At 64.9% G+C, this 16,618-nt stretch carries 19 protein-coding genes and 3 tRNA genes; 12 read left to right on the plus strand and 10 right to left on the minus strand.

Annotated features, from left to right (window positions below; all coding sequences use genetic code 11):
- Nucleotides 1–19 precede the first annotated feature (19 nt).
- Nucleotides 20–2,218, plus strand: coding sequence for a glycoside hydrolase family 32 protein (locus E6N53_RS06410; protein ID WP_142857825.1), 2,199 nt, complete (start codon nt 20–22; stop codon nt 2,216–2,218).
- A gap of 93 nt (nt 2,219–2,311) precedes the next feature.
- Here the strand turns inward: E6N53_RS06410 and E6N53_RS06415 are convergent, their stop codons facing one another.
- Nucleotides 2,312–3,622, minus strand: a complete 1,311-nt coding sequence (locus E6N53_RS06415) for a glycoside hydrolase family 68 protein (protein ID WP_142857827.1) — start codon at nt 3,620–3,622, stop codon at nt 2,312–2,314.
- 122 nt (nt 3,623–3,744) lie between these two features.
- On the opposite strand from E6N53_RS06415, the gene E6N53_RS06420 reads away from it, so the two are divergent.
- The 8 genes from E6N53_RS06420 to E6N53_RS06455 all read left to right on the plus strand — a co-directional run bounded on the left by E6N53_RS06420 (nt 3,745) and on the right by E6N53_RS06455 (nt 8,064).
- Entirely contained in the window at nt 3,745–4,677 is a 933-nt protein-coding gene (locus E6N53_RS06420; protein WP_136589612.1) for an acyltransferase, read from the plus strand.
- Nucleotides 4,678–4,829: 152 nt separating this feature from the next.
- Entirely contained in the window at nt 4,830–5,252 is a 423-nt protein-coding gene (locus tag E6N53_RS06425; RefSeq protein WP_136589611.1) for a DUF7577 domain-containing protein, read from the plus strand.
- Nucleotides 5,253–5,254: 2 nt separating this feature from the next.
- Nucleotides 5,255–5,989 (plus strand): Nmad3 family putative nucleotide modification protein, encoded by a 735-nt coding sequence (locus tag E6N53_RS06430; RefSeq protein ID WP_142857829.1) that lies wholly within the window; start codon nt 5,255–5,257, stop codon nt 5,987–5,989.
- Nucleotides 5,990–6,058: 69 nt separating this feature from the next.
- Nucleotides 6,059–6,706: a hypothetical protein gene (locus E6N53_RS06435; protein ID WP_142857831.1), complete on the plus strand. Its 648-nt coding sequence runs from the start codon at nt 6,059–6,061 to the stop codon at nt 6,704–6,706.
- 140 nt (nt 6,707–6,846) lie between these two features.
- Nucleotides 6,847–7,296 (plus strand): hypothetical protein, encoded by a 450-nt coding sequence (locus tag E6N53_RS06440; protein ID WP_136589608.1) that lies wholly within the window; start codon nt 6,847–6,849, stop codon nt 7,294–7,296.
- Between the two features lie 70 nt (nt 7,297–7,366).
- Nucleotides 7,367–7,717 carry a DUF8152 family protein gene (locus E6N53_RS06445; RefSeq protein WP_201741088.1) on the plus strand — a complete coding sequence of 117 codons (351 nt, stop codon included), beginning with the start codon at nt 7,367–7,369 and terminating at the stop codon, nt 7,715–7,717.
- Nucleotides 7,714–7,929, plus strand: a complete 216-nt coding sequence (locus tag E6N53_RS06450) for a hypothetical protein (protein ID WP_142857833.1) — start codon at nt 7,714–7,716, stop codon at nt 7,927–7,929. Before E6N53_RS06445 ends, E6N53_RS06450 begins: the two co-directional genes overlap by 4 nt.
- Nucleotides 7,930–7,980: 51 nt before the next feature.
- Nucleotides 7,981–8,064: transfer RNA gene (locus E6N53_RS06455), tRNA-Ser, on the plus strand.
- 380 nt (nt 8,065–8,444) lie between these two features.
- On the opposite strand, the gene E6N53_RS06460 is transcribed toward E6N53_RS06455, so the two are convergent.
- Nucleotides 8,445–8,516: transfer RNA gene (locus tag E6N53_RS06460), tRNA-Thr, on the minus strand.
- Nucleotides 8,517–8,586: 70 nt separating this feature from the next.
- Nucleotides 8,587–9,279 carry a DUF7114 family protein gene (locus tag E6N53_RS06465; protein ID WP_142857835.1) on the minus strand — a complete coding sequence of 231 codons (693 nt, stop codon included), beginning with the start codon at nt 9,277–9,279 and terminating at the stop codon, nt 8,587–8,589.
- 60 nt (nt 9,280–9,339) lie between these two features.
- Between E6N53_RS06465 and E6N53_RS06470 the strand changes: the two genes are divergently transcribed.
- Nucleotides 9,340–10,035, plus strand: coding sequence for an enoyl-CoA hydratase/isomerase family protein (locus tag E6N53_RS06470; protein WP_142857837.1), 696 nt, complete (start codon nt 9,340–9,342; stop codon nt 10,033–10,035).
- Nucleotides 10,036–10,425: 390 nt separating this feature from the next.
- Here the strand turns inward: E6N53_RS06470 and E6N53_RS06475 are convergent, their stop codons facing one another.
- Entirely contained in the window at nt 10,426–11,256 is an 831-nt protein-coding gene (locus E6N53_RS06475) for an NAD+ synthase (protein ID WP_142857839.1), read from the minus strand.
- Between the two features lie 226 nt (nt 11,257–11,482).
- Between E6N53_RS06475 and E6N53_RS06480 the strand changes: the two genes are divergently transcribed.
- A tRNA-Gly gene (locus tag E6N53_RS06480) sits at nt 11,483–11,553 on the plus strand.
- A 567-nt stretch (nt 11,554–12,120) separates the two neighbouring features.
- On the opposite strand, the gene E6N53_RS20650 is transcribed toward E6N53_RS06480, so the two are convergent.
- The 6 genes from E6N53_RS20650 to E6N53_RS06505 all read right to left on the minus strand — a co-directional run bounded on the left by E6N53_RS20650 (nt 12,121) and on the right by E6N53_RS06505 (nt 15,438).
- Entirely contained in the window at nt 12,121–12,285 is a 165-nt protein-coding gene (locus E6N53_RS20650) for a hypothetical protein (RefSeq protein ID WP_161596516.1), read from the minus strand.
- A complete protein-coding gene (locus E6N53_RS06485; protein WP_142857841.1) occupies nt 12,272–12,478 on the minus strand; it encodes a hypothetical protein in 207 nt (68 codons plus the stop codon). Before E6N53_RS06485 ends, E6N53_RS20650 begins: the two co-directional genes overlap by 14 nt.
- Nucleotides 12,479–13,240: 762 nt before the next feature.
- On the minus strand, nt 13,241–13,648 hold the full coding sequence (locus E6N53_RS06490) for a hypothetical protein (protein ID WP_142857844.1): 408 nt from the start codon (nt 13,646–13,648) through the stop codon (nt 13,241–13,243).
- A gap of 647 nt (nt 13,649–14,295) precedes the next feature.
- On the minus strand, nt 14,296–14,961 hold the full coding sequence (locus E6N53_RS06495) for a recombinase family protein (protein ID WP_142857846.1): 666 nt from the start codon (nt 14,959–14,961) through the stop codon (nt 14,296–14,298).
- Nucleotides 14,954–15,235 (minus strand): hypothetical protein, encoded by a 282-nt coding sequence (locus E6N53_RS06500; RefSeq protein ID WP_142857848.1) that lies wholly within the window; start codon nt 15,233–15,235, stop codon nt 14,954–14,956. The genes E6N53_RS06495 and E6N53_RS06500 overlap by 8 nt, the downstream gene beginning before the upstream one ends.
- Nucleotides 15,235–15,438 carry a hypothetical protein gene (locus E6N53_RS06505; protein WP_142857850.1) on the minus strand — a complete coding sequence of 68 codons (204 nt, stop codon included), beginning with the start codon at nt 15,436–15,438 and terminating at the stop codon, nt 15,235–15,237. The genes E6N53_RS06500 and E6N53_RS06505 overlap by 1 nt, the downstream gene beginning before the upstream one ends.
- 631 nt (nt 15,439–16,069) lie before the next feature.
- Between E6N53_RS06505 and E6N53_RS06510 the strand changes: the two genes are divergently transcribed.
- Entirely contained in the window at nt 16,070–16,597 is a 528-nt protein-coding gene (locus tag E6N53_RS06510; RefSeq protein WP_142857852.1) for a hypothetical protein, read from the plus strand.
- The last annotated feature ends 21 nt before the right edge of the window (nt 16,598–16,618 follow it).

A 16,618-nucleotide genomic window follows, 5' to 3' on the forward strand; every position in this document is an offset into this window, starting at 1 on the left:
ACCCGACGGAGTCGGCGGTATGAATCTGTCCGGGCTTCGCGTCGCGACCCTCTCGCTGGGGGAGCGCACGCCGGAGCAGGTGGCGGCGTACGACTCGCTCGAGGGTACCCCCGTCGACCACATCGACCTCACGACCGTCGCTGCCGGCGACGCGCGGCTCTCCGACTACGACGTCTGCTGGTGGCACCGCGACCGCCCGCTCGAGTGGGCCGACGACGGCGACTCGACACTCGCCGCCTGCGCCGACCCGCTCGCAGACGCACTCGACGGTGGGGTCGGACTCCTCCTGACGCTGCACGCGCTGTCGGCCGTCGCGCCGCTGGGCATCGACCCGGTCGCCCCCGACGCGACGGGTCACGAGACCGCCCCGGCGCAGGTTGGCTACCTCGCGAAGGCCGTCCACCGCGACCACCCCGCGTTCGAGACGTTCCACTCGCTCCGAATCCACACCCGCGCGGCCGACGCCGACACCGCGTTCGCCCGCTACGAGCGCGTCCTCCCCGAACGAGGGACCGTTCTCGCCGCCGGGCTGCGGGGCGAGGACCTCCTCGTCGACCAGAAGCCGCTCGTCGAGTGGCAGGACGGACCGGGGCGAGTCATCGGGGCCGGCGTCGGCCTCTCGTTCGCCCACGCCCGCGACTTCGAGTGTGCGGCCGCGCAGGAACGACTCGTCGAGAACCTCCTCGTCTCGCTCGGAAGCGGGCGCTGTCCCGACTTCACCGACCGCCCCGCGACGACCGAGGGCTTCCAGCGCCTCCGCGCGGCGCTCGCGGACGACCACCACCGCCCCGACTACCACTTCGCGCCGCCGGCGAACTGGCTGAACGACCCGAACGGGCTCATCCACCACGACGGGACCTACCACCTCTACTACCAGTACAACCCCGGCGGCCCCAATCACGGCACCATCCACTGGGGCCATGCCACCAGCGAGGACCTCGTCCACTGGGAGGACCAGCCGGTCGCGCTGGCACCCGACCCCGACGGCCCCGACCGCGACGGCTGCTGGTCGGGGTGTGCCATCGACGACGACGGGACGCCCACGCTCCTGTACACGGGGGGCCGCGACCGGAGACAGCTCCCGTGTCTGGCGACGGCCGCGGCCGACGACCTCACCGCGTGGCGGAAACACGACGGCAACCCCGTCATCGAGACGGTCCCCGACGACCTCGAAATCCTGGGAACCGAACACTGGGAGGCGGAGTTCCGCGACCACTGCGTCTGGCGGGAGGGAGAGACGTGGTACCACCTCATCGGCTCCGGCGTGACCGACGTCGGCGGGACCGCGCTCCTCTACCGGGGCGACAGCCTCGACGACTGGGAGTACGTCGGCCCGCTCCTCACCGGCGACTGGGAGGGTGCTGGCACGGTGTGGGAGTGTCCCGAACTCCTCGACTTCGGCGAGAAACAGCTCCTGCACGTCTCGAACTACGCGGAGGTCCAGTACTTCGTCGGCGAGGCGGACCTCTCGACGCCACGCTTCGAGGTCGAGTCGCAGGCGCGACTCGACTACGGCGACTTCTACGCGCCCCAGAGCATGACCGACGACACGGGGCGACAGCTGATGTGGGCGTGGGTGCCCGAGGCACGCGGCGTCGACCCACAGTGGCAGGCCGGCTGGTCGGGGCTCATGACGCTCCCTCGCGTCGTCGACCTCGACGACGAGGGAACCCTCAGACAGCGACCCGCCCCCGAACTCGAGTCGCTCCGCGGCGAACCGGTCTCCGAGACGCGTGAACTCCACTCGGGTGACCGGCGGACCCTCCCCCTCTCGGGCAACGCGTACGAACTCGACCTCACCCTCGAACGGGACGCCGGGGCGACGTTCGAACTCGTCCTGTTCGAGTCGCCGGCGCGTACCGAGCGCACCGTGGTTCGGTGGGTCGGCGACGAACTCGTCGTCGACCGCTCGCGGAGCAGCCACGGGCACGGCGCAGAGGAGGGCGAACAGCGCCTCCCACTCGCCCCCACCGAGGGCGAACCCATCGACGGACACGCACACGTCGCCGACGGCGGACACCCCGGCCGTGACGAGCTCTCGCTGCGTGCCTTCGTCGACGGCTCCGTCGTCGAGCTGTTCGCGAACGACTCGCGGTGTCTCACCTCACGGGTCTACCCGACCCGGCAGGACGCCGAGGGTGTCTCGTTCGTCGCGCACGGGGGGACCGTCTCGATCGACGTCGACGCGTGGGCACTCGACGCCGCGTTCCCGCGGTGAGTCGGGGCTGTCGCGCTCGCCCGCCGTCGCGTCGGGGCTGTCGCGCTTGCCCATCGTCGCGTCGGTCGGTCCGTGCTGGTCCCGCGGCCGCCCTCAGCGCCCGTAGCCGTCGCGGCCGTCTCGTTCGCCTCGGAGCCGTGCGAGCCGCTCGGTTTCCGTCTCGGGCAGCGGCTCGTCCTTCGTCGGCAGGTGGCCGTGGGCGAGCGTCCCGCGGATCCACGTCTCCAGACCGTCGACGCCGAGTCTGAGCGTCGGCGCGAGCGTCCCGCCGAAGCGGCGGAACTGCTCCGCTGCCGGGAGAAGGCCGACGTCGTCGAGGCTCGGCCGGTCGTAGTCGTAGTAGTTGAAAAAGGAGGTGACGAGTATCTCGCCGCGGTGGCCGTACGCGAGCCACGAGTACGCCTGGAACGGCGCGTTGGCGGGGTTGGTCGCGACGAGCCCCGTCCCGTTCAGCGGCTCGTACTCTCCGAAGAGGGCGTCGGCGGCGAAGCCGTACAGCGCGTCGTAGCCGTCGAGCCCGGGCGCGAACGTGTGCTTGTGGCTGGCGATGAAGAGGTAGTAGGTGCCGTCCCGGTAGACGACGTGCGGCCGTTCGAGCTCCTGGTTGACGCAGACGCCGTCGACGAGCGGCGGGAGGAGTTCGCACGCGGTCGGGTCGTCACGGTCGGCCCGGGCGATACCGACAGAGCCGTTGAACGCCTGTTGTTCGGCGTCGCCGCCGCAGGCGTCGGTCCCCTCGGGAACGGGCGTGTTCCCCTCGAAGAGGATGTACGCCTCGCCCGTCTCGGGGTCCTCGAAGTACCACGGGTCGCGGAAGGTGTAGATCATCCCCCGCGACTGCTCCTCGCGCTCGTACCACTCACCGTCGGGGCGGGCGAGCGAGTCGTGCTCCCACGGCCCGTCGAAGTGGACGCCGTCGTCGACGCGAATCGAGCCGCCGTGGGCGACTGCGAGGTGCTGTGTGTACGACAGGTCCGACTCGTCTCTGTGTCCGGCCGCGGTGTAGTACAGCGACACGGCCCCCGTCTCGGGGTCGTAGATGGCCGACCCGGCCCACTGGCGCGACCCCAGTGGGTCGGAGTCGCCGAAGAGTGTCCCGCCGGGCGTCCACGTCCTCCCGTCCGCGGAGTAGTAAAAACGGTGGGTCGCGACGTCGTGACGCTTCCCCGGGAGGAGGTCGTTCGGTGCCGAGAGGGCGACGATGACGCGGTAGCCGCCGACGTCGGCGATTTCGCCGTCGGGAGTACGCAACAGCCACGTGTCCCAGATGTGGTTGTCCGGGTCCGTCGGCTCGTCGGGTGGGTAGATGACCGGTGCGGTGTTCTCGGCCGTCCGCTCGAGACCGCTGGCGTGTTCGCGGGTCCAGGTCGAGGGTCGTCGGTCCCCTCCGGCGTCGTTGTTCATCGAAGCATCGTCGACGACGCGGACAAAAATAGGCCACTACTTCGGACGCGGGTCGCCGAACCGGTTCGACGGGGTGTTCGCACATCCAAATCCATTTGATGACTGACGGCCAAGCGATGTCAATGACAAAGCGCCACGTGTCTCTCCCCCCCGAAGCCGAAGAGGGAGTCGACGCTTTCATCACCGAAGTCGACCAGCGACTCTCGTCCGACGAGGACGTCTGCGGCGTGGTTCAGGACGTCCTCGTCGACCTCTTCGGTGACCGCGAGGCGTACGAGCGGTGGCAGTCGGGCAAGCCGGTGTCGGCGGCGACTCGGGTCCGACTCCAGGGGTACGACCCGTGTAACGCGACCATCGAGTCGGAGTACTACGCCGAGAAGGACGAGACGGCGTTCAAGAAGTCCAAGTACCTCCAGTGGCTCTGGCGCCAGTTCGACGCCACCCCGATGGCCGACAACGTCGAGTTCGCGCTCCGGTTCCGGCAGATGCTCGCCGAACACCTCTTCGAGCGCGTCGGCGACAACTGCCGCTTCTTCAAGGGCATCTCCTTCACCTACGGGCACAACATCACGGTCGGTGACAACACCGTCATCCACGACGACGTCCACCTCGACGACCGCGGGAAGCTGACCATCGGCGACCGTGTCTCCCTCTCCGACAGCGCCCACCTCTACAGCCACGACCACGACATCGTCGACCAGACGGCCGTCGAGAACTATCACACCATCGTCGACGACGACGCGCGGGTCACCTACGATGCGATGGTCACTGCCGGCTCTCGCGTCGGCAAGAACAGCGTCGTCGGTGCCAAGGCGATCGTCCGCGGCGACGTCCCGGACCACCACATCGCCGTCGGCTCGCCGGCCAAGAGCGTGAAGGTCAAACCGGGCTGGGAGGACGTCGCCGAACCGCTGGAGGCGGGCGGCGAGAACCGGAAGGAAGAGCGCCGAATCGAGTACGAACTCCCCGCGGACCTCGAGGTCTTCGACGAGTTCGGACGTGACTTCACGCCGCCATCGACGTCGACGTCGTCGTCGCGGACCAACTCGCAGTGAGAGCCCTCCGCTCGTCGCCGGTAGGTCCGGCCCGGTCACCGCGCGCTCGGTGTCGTCGGCCGGGCGAACGAGCGGCCGCGTCGCGTTCCCTCCGCCATCTCACTGCCCAGTCGTCCGAAGAATCAAATGGCTTGATACCGTATACCACACTGATGGACGTCTGGGGATGGATTGCCGTCTACGCGGTCGGGCTGACGCTCCTCCAGCTACTCGTCTACCGCTACCTGCTCAACAGTGGCGGGTCGCTGACGCGGCGCGTGGGGACGCCGTTCGGCGACCGTGAGGGGGAGCGCGATTCCTCCTCCCCGTGGGTGGAGGGGTCGTCCGGCCCGGCGGGCGATTCGGGCTCGTCGCCCCCCTCGAGTCACGGCGACGGTACCGCCGGTCGCGACACCCCGTCCCCGCGGGGAATCGACGCCTGGCCACAGGAGTCCGCCGGTGTCCGCCGCGCGTCCGAGACCCGGCCCACGTCCGAGGCGGCACCGACCGACGGGCGACCCTGCCGACACTGCGGTGCCGTGAACGAGACGGACACGACCTTCTCCCGCTGTTGGAACTGCGCGCGCGAGCTGTGAGCGTGCGTGACAGTCGCGGCCCCCGCGCCATCGCGCTCAACGTCGGCGCGAATAGCAACCTCCCGGGCGTCCGTGGACCCATCTACCCCGACGGTCGCTTCGAGTACCTCCCGATTCCCGAGCGCCAGCCGACGAGCGAGGCGGTCCCGACGTACGCCGACCTCGACGCACACCTCTCGTTCGAGATTCCGGAGCGGTTCCACGACCTCCCGGTGCATCTCGACCCCGCCTTCGCCGAGTATCCGTTCTGCTCGTCGTACACCTACGGCGACGAACACGGCGTGAAAGCCGGGCCGCTGTCGCGACTCGAACCCGGTGACGTCCTCTACTTCTACGCGACGCTCGACCGCCACGGTGACGGTGAGACGGCGGCCGACTGGGTAGTCCCGGACTGGGGGGCGTACCTCATCGGCGAGTTCCGGGTCGACCGGGTGGTGACGGGCGAGGCGTACGAGTCGCTCGGTCCCGAAGCGCGCGAGCGCTTTGCGACCAACGCCCACGTCCGTCGCGACCCCTTCGACGCGAAGGTGCTCGTCGCGGGCGACGACGACTCGACGCTCTACGACCGCGCGGTTCCGCTGTCGGAACCCACCGGCGGCACGGACGCGAACGAACTCGTGACCGACCTCTCGAACGACTCCGGCCGGGGGCCGTGGTGGCGCCGTCGACTGTGGTTCGACGCCGACGCGACCGATCTGCTCCGTGCGCACGTCGAAAGCCACCACATGGACCGGTGAACTCACGCCCGTGAGACTGTCAGGCGTCCGTGCGCGAAGCGTTAAGCTATCGGCGTGCCTGTCTCTCGCATGGTACCAGCGACGAGCGATACGCCCGGAGACGACCGCCGCCGACCGGTCGAAGACGACGAGTTCAGCGTCGAACGCCGGACGATTCAGGGTCACGAGGCGCTCGTCACCCGGTATCCCGACCGCGTCTCCGTCGAGTGGCGGCCGACCCATCCCGTCTACTTCGGAATCCACGTCGGCGACCGGCTGAAAGACGCCGACGCCGACGTCTCTTCGCCACGCATCGACGAGTGGACCGTCACGGTGGTCACACCCGAACTGCTCGTCGGCGAGCACGTGAAGACCGGCGAGCGTCGCGAGTTCGACCGGGCACGAGTCGAGCAGGGGCTCGTCGTCGGTAACTACGCGACGAACCTCTCGGGCTTCGAGCGGGTCGTCGTCCACCCCGTCGGGAGCTGGGAGACCTACGACCCCGACGCCGATACCGACGTGGTCTACCGCGGGAGCCCCTACGTGACGGTGGTCGCGTACGGCAACAACGGTGAGACGTACGGCGTGCGGTATCGCTACACCGAAGCCGGGAACCCCGAGCCGGTGACCCTGTGGGAGGAGGACGTCTCCGTCGGGCGACTCGACGACGACCTCCGCGACGCACTCACCGCGGCCGTCGAGACGGCACTGACGGCCGAGGGGTACACGGTCGCGTGAGCACCGGCTCGCCTCCGCTCGCCCGCGTGCTGCTGGTGTCCGGCCCGTTCTCGTCGTGTGTCCTCCGGGGCGTTCGGAAGTCACAACGAGCCTGAATTTGTCTGACGTAGACTTATCTCGGCGCACTCTGAGGTGAGCGTATGCACGAGCGAGTGAGCCGTCGCCGCTTGCTCGCGGGGCTGGGGACTGCGGGCGTCGCCGCGCTCGCGGGCTGTTCGACTGCCGCCGGGTCGTCGACCTCGCGTCTCGCGTACGTCCGAGTGGCGAACTGGCACGGCCAAGCGCACACGGTCCACGTTCTCGTCGAACGGGACGGCGACCTCGTCCACTGGTCGTCACACGAACTCGCGGCCCGTGCCGGCGACATCACGACACAACCCATCGAGCAGACGTGGGCCGACGAACAGGCCGAGTTCGTCGTCCGCGTCCGCGTCGACGACCAGCGACAGTGGAAGGTGTTCGACCTCGCGGGGCGCGAGGGCGACTGTTACGGCGTCGAAGCCCGCGTGAACGAACAGGGCGGTATCGGGGTCTGGTACGAACAGTCACCCCGACAGTGTCGCACGTCGACGCCGCAGTCGACCGACTGACGTGCCGCTTCTCACCGACCGAATCCACCCCACCGACAGCTTCCTGTGTGCAGTGAGCGTAGCGTGAACCATGACCGGACGACGCACCGATTCGTCGCGCGACCTGAGTGACGTCGAGCGACCGCTCGACGACCTCGTCGCCGACCTCGCGTCGACACTCCGAGCGACGGAAGAACTCCCCGTGGCACCGTCGGCGAGCACCTGGCTCGGGGAGGCACAGGCGGTCGCCGAGGACCTCGCCCGTGGCGGGCTGGACGACGCAGTGGTCCGCGAGCGCGTCGGCCACGTCCACCGACTGCTGACGAGCGCGGGTGACCCCGACAACGACGCGGCCGCGGCCCACGTCGACGACGCCGTGACGCTCGCGGAGACGATTCTCGCCCACCTCGACGCCGACGGGGACGACGAGGCACCCGAGTGACCGGGGGGCCGGCGGCCGGTGTCGGCGTCGCCCTCGGGGCTCTCCTCGCCGTCGCCGGGCTCGTGGCTATCGCGATGGGGCTCGTGGTCGCGGCCCTCGCGTTCGGTGGCCGTGGGCTCTCGTCGCTCGGTCCCGGTGTCGCCGTCGCCGCCGTCCTCGTCGGGGTCACGCTGCTCGCGATGGGTGGAACGCTGACGTTCGGGTTGCAGTGAGCGGGCGAACCGACAGCCATTAGATACTCCCTCGACAAGGCTCGGGCACAGGGTGGGATGGCGGAGTGGACTAACGCGCCTGCCTTGAAAGCAGGTGGCCCTACGGCCTCCTGGGTTCAAATCCCAGTCCCACCGCATTCTGACGCGAACCAGCGTGCGCAGAGCCCCGTCTCTGCGTACCCGTGAGCATCTGTTGCCGGGGATGGCTGGATTCGAACCCTCCGAGGTGTGCGCAGCCGCGTGGACCTGACCGAGTACGTCTCAGTCAGGTCGAACGTCGCTCCCCGTTCCCCGGTCTCCGGGCAGATCACAGAACGGACCTCACTCTCCGCTCTCGTACGGTTCGTCGACGGGCACTGTAGTCCGGGTGTCCCCGACCAGCGGCCGACGTGACGGCCGGCGAACGCTGTTCGACGCGCCGACCGAACGGGAGGACGTCGAGACTAACAGAGTCGGAAGCTCCGATTCAGCGCGCTCGGACGTGACTGCCGCTCGGTGAGTGAGTTCGCGAGAAGAGCCTAGGCCGGGATTTGAACCCGGGCTCTCGTCCTTACCAAGGACGCGCTTTACCGCTAAGCTACCCAGGCGCATTACCGCGTAAGCCGGATTCGTCTTTAGGCGTTTCGATACGTCGGCGCCGTGTCTCGGTGTCGCACTCTACGGGTCGGTCGCCGACGACGGGACGCGGTCGCACCCGTCCTCCGGCGCCACGAGTGCGGCGAGTCTGTCGACGGTGGTCTCGTCGAGCACGGCCGCCGCCGGGGGGAGTCGGCCGTCGCCGTCGACCCGTCGCGCGAGCCCCTCCGCGTGGTCGACGAGCGCGGGCGAGGCCTCGGCGTCGACGGCTGTCGCGCCGGCGATGCACGCGAGGACGAACACCGACTCCTCGAGCGTGCGGTCGAGCGCTGCGGTGTCGGCGCCGGCCTGTCGCCGGCGCGTCTGGTTCCGGCCGAACACCCGGACCGTCTCGACGGCGTGGTCGGCGGCGTCGGTGCGGGCGAGCAGGTAGAAGCCGCGCGAGACCAGGACGGATGCGGCGAGCATGTCGAGGTCGGCGTCGATGTCTCCCTCCTCGTCGGCGGTCTTCCACGGTTCGTCGTGCGCGAGCGTGCGCGTCAGGCGAAGGCCCTCGTAGATGAGTTGCACTCCAGCGACCCGTTCCGAGAGGGCGTCAGTCTCGACGTCGACTCCGACCCGTCGGCCGAGCGCCCGGGCGCAGAGCAGCGAGAACACGGCCGGAGCCATCGACGCGTCGTCCAGTCTGTCGTAGAGTGCGTCGCGGAGACGTGGCGGTTCGATATCGGCCAGTGCCTCACGCGCGGCATCGCGGGCCCGCGCGGCATCGTCCATCGTGGCGAACTAGCGACGGCAGAGCCAAAGACCTTTGGAAAGTGGGCGACACCGGAGGACATGATTCGAACGACGACCGAAGACGACGTCCGAATCGTCACGCTCGACCGCCCCGCCCGTCGGAACGCGCTTCGCCCTCCCGACCTCGACGCGCTCGAGTCGGCTGTCGTCGACGCCGACGAACCGGTCGTCTACCTCCACGGCGCCGGCTCGAGTTTCTGTGCGGGGGCGGACTTCGACGCCGTCGCTGCACTCGACGACCCCGAAGCGTTCGCCCGCCAGGGTCAGCGCGTCGCGCGCGTCCTTGAGGAGAGCGATTCGGTCGTCGTCGCCGGTATCGACGGGCCGGCCCGCGGCGGAGGCGTCGAACTCGCACTCGCCTGTGACCTCCGAGTGGCGACCCCCGAGGCCACTCTCGGCGAACCCGGCGTCCGCTTCGGCCTGTTCGGTGCGTGGGGTGGGACCGTCCGACTCCCTCGCATCGTCGGAGAGGGGGCAGCCCTCGACTTCTCGCTCTCCGGACGCGTTGTCGACGCCGACGAAGCCCTCCGAATGGGACTCGTCTCCCGCGTCGTCGCCGACCCTCGCGTCGTCGCGACCGACCTCGCCGATGGGGCACACGACGCACTCGCCGTCGTCAAGCGTCGGGTCCGTGCCCGGGAGGACCGGTCGACACAGGAGCGAGCCGAGGCCGCGGCGTTCGCGAGGCTCCACCGCGCACACGCCGACGACATCGCCGCGTCGCGAGCGGAGTGACACGCCGAGCCGCCGTTAGCCGCTGCGCCGACTGACTCGGTCTGCACGACTGCCCGCACTGCTCGGCGGGTCGCCAGCAGGGGACGGTGTCGCGGCCACATCGCCTCCCACGGGCCTCGGGGCGGTCCACACCCGCGGGACGATGGGGCTGGTCGTCCTCGGTGACGGCGTCGAACTCTCGCAGGACTGGTAGTAGCCGCAGGCGAACGCCTTCCACTCCGAGGGGCCGACCTCTCGGGACGCCGACCCGCCGTACGCGGTCTCTGTCACGGTGAACGGCGGAACCGGTCGACCCCGCGACGGACGTCCCTCGGGGTCCGTCAGGGACCCAGAACGCCGGGACGCAGGGTGGCAGCGTCCGAACCGTCGTCGAGGAGGCGTGACCGCCGTTCAAAAACGCGGTTCGGGAGCGGGGGGCATCTGCCGCTTGTGCGCGCTCCGTTCGTAGAGGTCGACGACGCGGTCGACCTGCGTCGGTTCGACGTCGAGTTCGCGGACCGTCGCCGCCTTCGACAGCGGCCCGTCGACGTGGAGCGCGAGGATGGCGTCGAGCGTGTCGTAGCCGAGACCCATCTCCTCCTCGTCGGTCTGCCCGAGCCACATCTCGGCCGACGGCGTCTTCATCACGAGGTCGCTCGGCATTCCGAGCGCCGCAGCGAGTTGGCGAACCTGCTGTTTGTAGAGGTTCCCGATGGGGTTGCAGTCGACTGCCTGGTCGCCGTACTTCGTGAAGTACCCCGTCAGCGCCTCGCTTCTGTTTCCGGTTCCCAGGACGAGCTTCTCCTCGTGGTTGGCGACGAAGTAGTTCAACACCCCGCGGAGGCGAACCCGGACGTTGCCGGTTGCCATCCGGTCTTCGGTCGCGTCGGGGTACGCCTCGAAGACGGCGTCGGCGATGGGGTTGATATCGACGACGTCGTACTCGACTCCCAGCATCTCGGCGACGCGCTCGGCGTCGCTCATGTTCTCGTCCGTGTTCACCTCGCTCGGCATCACGAGGCCGTGCACCGCGTCGGCCCCGAGCGCCTCGACGGCGATGGCGGCCGTCGCCGTCGAGTCGATGCCGCCCGAGAGGCCGATGACGGCCCCGTCGGCCCCGGCGTCCTCGACGACGCCCCGGATGAACGAGACGATGTGGTCGCGTGTCGCTTCGAGTTCCGCGTCGGAGAGTCGCAGGTCGAGCGGTGCGCTGTCGTGGAGAACCGACGTGTCCTGACTCATCGTCCGCCGATAACGGTGCGGGTGACTAATAGCCACGTCCTTTCCACACACGGTGGACGAACGTTCGGTTCTGTCCCGCCGGCCCCGTGTCCGTCTGAAGCGCTATTTTCAAGTACGGTGGTCCGATATGGAGAGGTGCACACGTGGTGTGAGCGCCGTTGGTCCAGTGGTAGGACATTGGCTTCCCAACATACGCGACATGTAGGCAGATTACCCGCGGCAACATGCGCCGGTGGTCCAATGGTAGGACTCGGGCTTCCCAAGCCCGCGGTCCGGGTTCGATTCCCGGCCGGCGCACTTTTTCACCTGGTCTCTTGCTTAGCGAGATCTCATTTTGCAAAATGAGTGGACAAACTTTACGCTACGGGTAATGAACAAGCAAACTGGTGTTCATTGCCGGTGACTGATTCGAATCCAAAGACCTGTGCTGTCTGTACTGACAACCGTGCCACGTTCGAGGAGGGTCTTCCAGTCAACTGGGAGGAACATCTCCGTGAAACACGAGACTGGATACCTGTGGGCACGCCTCGTACTCCGCTCTGTTCTGAATGTAAGCCTCAATACGATATTCTCAAAAGCGGCGGCTATGGACCTATATCAGCAGATGACGAAGAGGTTGCTGCGCTCTTGGAACAGATTTCGACGGAACATATTATCGAGCACTTCTCATTCCCGTCGCGTGAGTGAGTCTCGCAGTTCTCTCCCTGGGAACGGAGGATTCCCCATCTGTTAAAATATGGGAAGTTCGGTCTTATACGTCGAGCTTGAGGATCGCCTTGGCCACCGGAGCCGCTGGTAGGTCGGATTCTGCGAGTGCTTGGAGCTCTCGACGATTGATTTTGACCTTGCGCTTTACGTCATCTTTCATCTGTTACCACCCAGTCCAGCGTCGACAGCGGTGTGACCGTACAGGTGCCACGCGAAGTAGTGGTAGTCCTCGCCCCGCTTCGCCCCACAGAGAGGGCACTCCACCGTGACGAGGTATCGACCCGTGCTTGCTTGTCGATGGCCGATGTCACGAATCGCCATAGGTCTCCTCGACGTATTTCACTTGGTGCGGCGGGTACCGTCTCAATTCCTCGCTGTCTTCGTCGACGATGGCGGCCACCCACCCGTTCTTACACACCCACAGGCGGTAGAACGTGAGCGTGGTACCGTCTTTGGTGACGAGGCGCGGCGTGTCCTCGTTGACCTCTTTTCGGGTGGTTCGCTGGTGGCTCACTGGTGAATCACCTTGTAGGAGACGAACCGCCCAGTCGTATCCGACTGCATCCGGAGATATCCGCGCCTACAGAGCGGCGCGAGGAGGTAGCGACGGACGGAACGCTTGTCCATCGAAAATTGCTGAGAAAGCTTCCCCACTAGCACACGGCTATCCATCCATCCGCTCTCTGGGGCCGCCCGCCTGATAGCACGGTACGCCTGTGCCAGTTCATCGTCGTTGGGAAGTTCGACCTCGTAGTCGTCGTCACTCGGGAGATGTGCCCGAATTGCTTCCCGAATAAACTCCGACTGACTACCCGGCTGTGCCTCGACTGCCTCTTTGAGCGACGGGGATACTCGCGCAGATAAGACAGGCCGCTCATCTTCCAGCGAAAACGTCACACAAACCTCCGAGTTGTGTTACAGCTGAAAGCAAGGGGTCGAAATCCTCTCGCAGTCTTGCGATTAACCTTCATCCCAACTGGAACCGCCTCCGCGCAGTCTTGCGATTTTCCGAATCGGAAGAAAATCACGGTGCGGCGTCGGGGCTCGAAGGGTGCGTTTCGACTGAAAGGTATAGTGTCTACACACCCCCTCCCCTCCTCCGAGGGTGGGTGGGGGTGTCTGTGATTTCGACTACACTGGGGGACACAACCAAACGAACGATTGACCGAACAAAGGTGTATGCCGACCCGTTCCTGTACCCAGCCGACCAAAGCAAAGCATTGGCGGGTTCGACATACGTCTCGGCGTTGACCAGGCCGTCGTAAGAAGGTGTCCCTCATGGCTTCGCCTCCGGTGGGTGCGTCGCCCCACACACCGGACAGACCGGCGCAGCGTCGAGACCGTCAGCGGCGTGGTGAACCGTAACCGTACCGTGGCGCTCGGCCATCCTGATTCCCCACAGATGGGCACACTCGTCGTCGTGGAACTGCCAGCCTTTGCACGAGCATCGACCAAACCGCGCTAACTCGCCTTGCCAATCGTCGACGAAGTACTCGACGACGTGTTCGTGTCGCTCATCAACGGAGCAGTCGGTAATCGCCACCGTATAGTGGTACTCCCCGATAGGTCGGATGACGACACCGTTGTTCTCGACACGCTGGTACGACGCCGACGGTTCCTCGGGAACGTCGTAACGGAGTCTCTCGGCGTCTGTGTCGAAGGCGTCGATCCAAGAGCTACTCATATGCTACCGTTGCCTCCCCCTCGCAGTACGGGCATGTCAAAGTCTCACGCCCACCATACGGAGATGCCTTGAAATAGTCGCCACAGTCGCTCTCGCACGCAAACCACACGAGGTGAGAATGGCGGTAGATATCGATTGCTCTCCGTATCGCACCGCTCCGTGTTTCGTCGAGTTGATCGAGCCAGTCCTGTTCTTTGTCAGTCAGATAGACTGTTGGATTCGGCATTGGTATATCCGCGACATGGCAACCTCTGTCGGAGTCGTCCGACGTCCGCTGGTTAGGCGGTGGTACAGGGTTATTGTCGCATACGGTTCCAGCATGGCATGACACTTGTATGTTAGGGGATATTTCCTAGAATTCTGGGTGTCGAAATATGCCACATTTTGGGTCTCAATTTCCCCAAATGGGCGTCTCGATACCGATTATGAGCTGTATGGACCAAGACTTAATGTAGCACCCTGATAAGAAACGCATGCAACGCGTGAAACGGCGAGTAACGCGTTGGCCAGCCGAGGATGGTACCCTCGACTTGGCAAACCCTCTGGTACAGGGTTGGGGCCTTCCGGCCCCTTGCTTCGGGCGTGCAAGCCGTCAGCAACTGTTTGTCTTATGGCATCGTATAAGAATCCCCGTTAAAAGGAGGAACCTACACTTTGTAGAGTCCCTCGCGTTCGAGTGCCCGGTTTATCGACCGTCTCGACGTGTTTAGTCGGGCTGCCGCCTTTCGTTTCGACAGCTCACCGGATTCGACCGCTTCGAGAACAGCCACCACGTTGAGATAGTCGTCACCTTCGACGAGAATCCCGTCGTCCTTCTCGAAGCCGAGTGGTGCGGGACCGTGGGCGTAGTCGTCGTTGGCTGCTCGGCGGGCGGCGATGCCCTCCTTCGTGTTCATCTGCTTGACTCGTGCTTCCCACTCGGCGAACGCACCCAGCATTTGCATCTGGAGTCGACTCATCGGGCTGTCTTTCTCGTCGCCGAACGAGAGGCCGTCGCGGACGAAGTGTATCGACGTGTCGTGAGCGGTGACGCGCTCGACTGTCGAGAGCAGGTCCTGTTGCGAGCGGGCCATGCGGCTGATCTCGTGGCAGACGACGGCGACCACCTCGTCGGCCTCGACAGCTTCCATCAGTCGGCGGTAGCCGTCGCGCTTGGTGTTCGTGCCGGTACTCTTGTCGCGGTACGTGGTGATCTCCGAGAGGTCGGCCCCCAGTTCGTTCTGCGCGTACTCGCTGGTGCTGGTCAACTGGCGGTCGAGAGACTGGTCGGCAGTCGACACCCGGACGTAACACGCGATGCACGCCTCACTCATGATCGGTGTGCTCCTCGTAGAAGTGGTCAAGCAGCGCGGCGACGAGTTCGCTTTGACGCTCACGGACGAGTTCGGTCCCACAGGTGTTGCACTCGTGCGCGTGGCGGTCACGCGAGGAACCGTCGATGGGTTCGGGGATTCGACCCAGGCTGTCGGCGAGGAACTGGACAGTAGCGACGTCGGCCTCGACGGCGTGGGGGCCACAGAGATCGCCATCGGCGAGTTGGTACAGCGCAGCCCGTCCGCACTCCTCGCGCTCGCACTCGACTTCCATCAGACGCCCTCCGGCGCTTCGTGTCGAGTGATACGCCGGGCGACAGAGTGGGCTGGTCCCATCTCGGCGGCCTCGATGAACGCCTCGGCTATGTCGGTCGTCGTGTGAACGACGGTGCTCGTCGCCTCGTCAACGACGTAGTACGTCGGACTGTCTCGCTCGGAGTCCGCATGGTTAGTGCGGGTGGTACAGGGTGGAGTCATCGTCCGTATTCGCGCAGGGGGATAGCCTATATAAAGAAAACACAACTCGCACACCCTGTGCGAGAACGAACGTTACTGCACAGGGAACAATGATTGGGACGTCTTGTTATCAACAAAGCGGCTTTACTGGACCATTTCTGTGGACTTACTGGACCGGCTGCTATGTGGTCTCGAAAACACTTATTGTGGGGAAATAGTTACTTTGGGTTGTACATGCCTATTTGTCCTCGATGTAAGAACGATGCAGCGATGAGCACGCTTAAGAAATCGAAGACTGGGAAAGTCTGCGACGAATGTGGACGGGAGTTTTAATTCCATGCCTCTGTGTCCGCAGTGCAAAGAGGGAGCAATGATGACCACTGAGGCCCTCGCAGATGGAGAAAAGAGAGAAACCAAAATCTGTGATGAATGTGGAAACAAATTCTAACCATGCCACTTTGCCCAGAATGTAAGGGAGGCGTTGAGATTCATACCACCGTTGACAGTGACAAGGTGCGAACTTGCGATGAGTGCGGGAAACGGTTCTAATACACATGCCACTTTGCCCGAGATGTAAGTCCGACACGGAGACACACATGACAGTAAATATTGAGGAACCATCTATTTGCGATGAGTGTGGTAAGAAATTCTGATGACAGGCCCCGATGGGAATAACGAACAGAACGATCCTAATGCCGACGTAGACCTTTCCCAACTGGCACTTGATGAGATACGACTTCGGTATCAAGAGGAGTCCGACCGGAGGACGGCAGTGGAGGCCAAGATTGGAACGGTCCTAACAGTTGACGCAATCATCGTTTCAATTATCGGTATATTTTCAAATCTCACACTCCTGCTTTTGGGAGCGATGGGTGTTGCTATCTTCTCTGTAATTAATGGAATTTTAGCCCTCAGACTGAGAGATTACCATACCCCAGGGAAAGATGAAGACGATTACTTACAGTACATCGATAATCCACCAGAACAGATTCGGCGTGAACTAGTCAAGTCTTACCTCACATCTATCGTAGGAAATGAGGAGACAGATGACCCAGAGTTATTTTTCAAAGGAAACCGGACCAAGAACGACGAGAAGTACAAGAAGTTGAATCAGTGTCTGAGACTAACAGGACTTTCTCTATTTTTAGTTCTGCTTCACTCTATTCTATCGATCTGCTAATTAGAAATTGCAAGAAAGAGC

The sequence above is a fragment of the Salinigranum halophilum genome (assembly GCF_007004735.1).
Taxonomy (GTDB): domain Archaea; phylum Halobacteriota; class Halobacteria; order Halobacteriales; family Haloferacaceae; genus Salinigranum; species Salinigranum halophilum.